Genomic DNA, 3,638 nt, shown 5'->3' on the forward strand with positions numbered 1-3,638 from the left:
GTAGAAGTCATCGCTGATCGGTGATGACTTTTTTACTATCAAATTAAAGATAACAATATCGGGAAGTAGCTCAGTTTGGTAGAGCACTACGTTCGGGACGTAGGGGTCGCAGGTTCAAATCCTGTTTTCCCGATAATGTGAAGAGGGTGGACTTTTAAGGTTCATCCTTTTTTTGTTATATTAAGTATTTTTTGCAATTTGTCATTGTCATCAAGTATAATAAAAGTCAATGTTAGTCAAATAATGGAGGCGATTCAATGCAAAATCGAAATATTTCAGATATTATTGAAAGCTACTTAAAAGAAATCCTTGCAGATTCAAAGCAAATTGAGATTAAGCGGTCTGAAATTGCAGAACAATTTGATGTTGTTCCCTCACAGATTAATTATGTGATTAAAACCCGATTTAATATCCAAAATGGATACCTTGTTGAAAGCAAACGAGGTGGGGGTGGGTATATCCGAATCGCTAAAGTTAATTTGATCAATAATGTAAATGTAATTGATGACTTGATCGATTACATTGGCGAGGACATTAATGCCCGTAAAGGCCTTCAAATCATTCAAAGTTTATATGAAGATAAAGTCTTGACTAAAAAAGAAGCAAATTTAATTTTGGCTGCAATCGACAGTAATACGCTTTCGTTTGCAGATAAAAAAATTGAAGATCAGGTTCGGGCACGGGTCTTGATCAGTATATTAAATCGATTAAGGTGTAAAGAATAGGAGGAGCTGATATAAATGGAAAACTACGACTTTACCGCAGCATCACAACGAGCATTGAAATACATCAGCTCATTAAACATTGGTGATCAAAAACGGCAATTAGGAACAGCTGATCTTCTTTGGGGATTAGCTAATTCAACTCCAAGTATTGCAGCCGTTGTTCTGTCTTCAGAAGGTTTATTGCCCAATGAGATCTTAAATGAGATGGAACGCATTGGTGATCACGAGAATGGTGGGAACATTGAAACTAAAGGCGGTTATACTCCAGGATTAAAGGCAACTTTTAAACTGGCAAAAAGAATTGCAGGATTGTTAAAATCTGATGAAATTGGGACCGAACATTTATTATTAGCACTTCTGGCAGCGCCGGATTCCCTTGCCGTTCGGATTTTGAAAAACTTGGATATTGACGTTGCAAATGTAAAACGAACAACGTTGCTCCAGTTAGGATTTGCTCCGTCAGAATTGAGTCGGATCCGTAAAGAAGCAGAAAATCCGCGAAAGCAAAAATCATTGATCGAAGAGCTTGGACGAGACCTTACTAAAATGGCTCGGAACGGTGAGATCGATCCGATTTCAGGACGTGAAAAAGAAATTAATCGCGTAATTGAAATTTTAATGCGGCGGTCGAAAAATAATCCGGTCTTACTAGGAGAACCAGGTGTTGGGAAAACAGCGATTGCAGAAGGGCTTGCCCAACGAATTGCCGATGGCGAAGTTCCAACTGAATTAGCTGATAAGCGGATTGTTTCCCTTGATATGGGAACCTTAGTTGCAGGAACCAAATACCGGGGTGAATTTGAAGATCGTGTAAAGAAGATTCTTCGTGAAATCAAAGATGCTGGTGACATTATTTTGTTTGTCGATGAAATGCATACAATGGTTGGAGCAGGAGGCGCTGAAGGAGCAATTGATGCTTCGAACATTATGAAACCAGCGCTTGCACGGGGCGAAATTCAATTATTAGGGGCAACGACCCTTGACGAATACCACAAATATATTGAGAAGGATGCTGCATTGGAACGACGGTTTGCAACGGTTAAAGTTGAAGAACCTTCAAAGGATGAAGCCTTTGAAATTATTTCAAATTTACGGGCCGAATACGAAGAGTTCCACCATGTGTTGATTTCAGACGAAGTTATTCAGGCAGCAATCAACTTAAGCAAACGTTATATTCCAGATCGTTTCTTACCGGATAAAGCAATTGATGTTCTTGACGAAGCTGCTGTTCGGGCTCATCTGCGAGATAATCAAAATAATGAAAGTCAAATTGGCCAGTTACGGCTTCAGCAGAAGAAATTAAAACAGAAAATTGATTTTGATTTGACGACCCGTCATATGGATGATTTAGTGTCAGCCCAAAAGGAATATGAACACAATCAAAAGCAACTTAAACAGTATGAAGAACAAGCAAACGATGAAGATCGCCAAAAGGTTAAGGTTACCCCTGAAGATGTTGCAACGATCATTTCTGAATGGACAAACGTTCCGGTTACACAAATTTCAAAGACCGAAAGTGAACGCTTGTTAAATCTCGAAAAGACATTGCATCAACGGGTAATCGGTCAAAATGAAGCAATCAGTTCAATTGCAAAGGCAATTCGCCGGTCACGCAGTGGATTAGCGGATCCGCATCGTCCAATTGGATCATTTATGTTTTTGGGACCAACGGGGGTTGGAAAGACCGAATTAGCAAAGGCCCTCGCGGCTTCAGTCTTTGGTTCAGAAGATTCAATGATTCGAATCGACATGAGCGAATACATGGAAAAATTTGCATCGAGTCGGTTAGTTGGTGCTCCTCCGGGATATGTTGGTCATGATGAAGGCGGTCAGTTGACCGATAAGGTACGGGAAAATCCTTATTCAGTTGTTTTGCTTGATGAAGTTGAAAAAGCCCATCCGGACATCTTTAATTTGCTTTTGCAGGTCTTAGATGATGGCTTTTTGACGGATTCAAAAGGCCGGAAAATCGATTTCCGCAATACGATCATCATTATGACGTCGAACTTAGGAGCAACGGATCTGCGTGATGAAAAAGAAGTTGGGTTCGGAGCAGCTACTCCCGAAAACGAATACCGGGCAATGTCGCAAAAGATTCATCAACGGTTAAAGCGGACGTTCCGCCCAGAATTTTTAAACCGGATCGATGATATTTTAGTCTTCCATTCACTTTCGAAAGATGAGTTGCATCAAATTGTAAAATTGATGGCGCAAAAAGTAATTAAGCGAGTTGCAGCTCAAGGAGTTAACTTAAAGATTACTCCCGCTGCGATCGATACGATTGCGAAGAAAGGCTACAGCCCTGAATATGGGGCACGACCATTGCGGCGAGCACTTCAAACTGAAGTTGAAGATCGATTAAGTGAAGCATTGCTTTTAGGCGAACTGGACTCGGCTTCACAAGTAACGATTGGATCGCAAAAGGGAAAGATTACATTAAAGGTAAAAAAATAAAGCGGTAATTTTACCGCTTTATTTTTTTGATCAATTTTTTATGACTTGGAAGAAAGAAATCCAAAATGGGGAGTGCTAAATAAGCATAAATCGTTAATTTTGGATTTAAGAGTGCTAAAGCAATCAAGCTTCCGTTTAAGATGAATAACAAAATCGTTCGCAATCGCATTTGCCGGTCGGTATGGTCTTCAATAATTGCTGCCCGTTCGGCGGGTAAAGCAGAGGAAATATGAATTGAAAAAACGATATGGCGCAACCAAGTTCGAACGAGTTGGGCAATTAAGTAAACAATTCCGTAATTTGCAACAGCCAAAGCGCTTGGCTTTTCGATGATCCATGAAGTAAGAACAGGCAGCAAGGTTAAGTCTGCCAGATACATCAGGTCAACGATAATCACTCGTTTGGGAGCCTGCTTAATGTTACTTAACAGTAAGGTCAAGTGGTACCAGAAATTTCCAA

At 40.2% G+C, this 3,638-nt stretch carries 2 protein-coding genes, 1 tRNA gene and 1 pseudogene; 3 read left to right on the top strand and 1 reads right to left on the bottom strand.

Translation table 11 applies throughout. The features are described 5' to 3' along the window. Positions 1 to 59 precede the first annotated feature (59 nt). The 3 genes from Q3C15_RS08555 to Q3C15_RS08565 all read left to right on the top strand — a co-directional run bounded on the left by Q3C15_RS08555 (position 60) and on the right by Q3C15_RS08565 (position 3,179). Positions 60 to 133, top strand: a tRNA-Pro gene (locus Q3C15_RS08555). Between the two features lie 124 nt (positions 134 to 257). Then, entirely contained in the window at positions 258 to 725 is a 468-nt protein-coding gene (locus tag Q3C15_RS08560) for a CtsR family transcriptional regulator (protein ID WP_057826618.1), read from the top strand. A gap of 15 nt (positions 726 to 740) precedes the next feature. Next, positions 741 to 3,179, top strand: coding sequence for an ATP-dependent Clp protease ATP-binding subunit (locus Q3C15_RS08565; protein ID WP_283599407.1), 2,439 nt, complete (start codon positions 741 to 743; stop codon positions 3,177 to 3,179). A gap of 10 nt (positions 3,180 to 3,189) precedes the next feature. On the opposite strand, the pseudogene Q3C15_RS08570 reads toward Q3C15_RS08565, so the two are convergent. Next, positions 3,190 to 3,638, bottom strand: a pseudogene (locus Q3C15_RS08570) (hypothetical protein); the annotation flags it as partial.

Source organism: Ligilactobacillus sp. 110_WCHN (assembly GCF_030518115.1).
GTDB lineage: Bacteria > Bacillota > Bacilli > Lactobacillales > Lactobacillaceae > Ligilactobacillus > Ligilactobacillus aviarius_C.

What these genes read in the sequence shown, in the direction of transcription:
- Q3C15_RS08560 (WP_057826618.1), top strand. Translation starts at nt 258, where the DNA reads ATGCAAAATCGAAATATTTCAGATATTATTGAAAGCTACTTAAAAGAA.
- Q3C15_RS08565 (WP_283599407.1), top strand. Translation starts at nt 741, where the DNA reads ATGGAAAACTACGACTTTACCGCAGCATCACAACGAGCATTGAAATAC.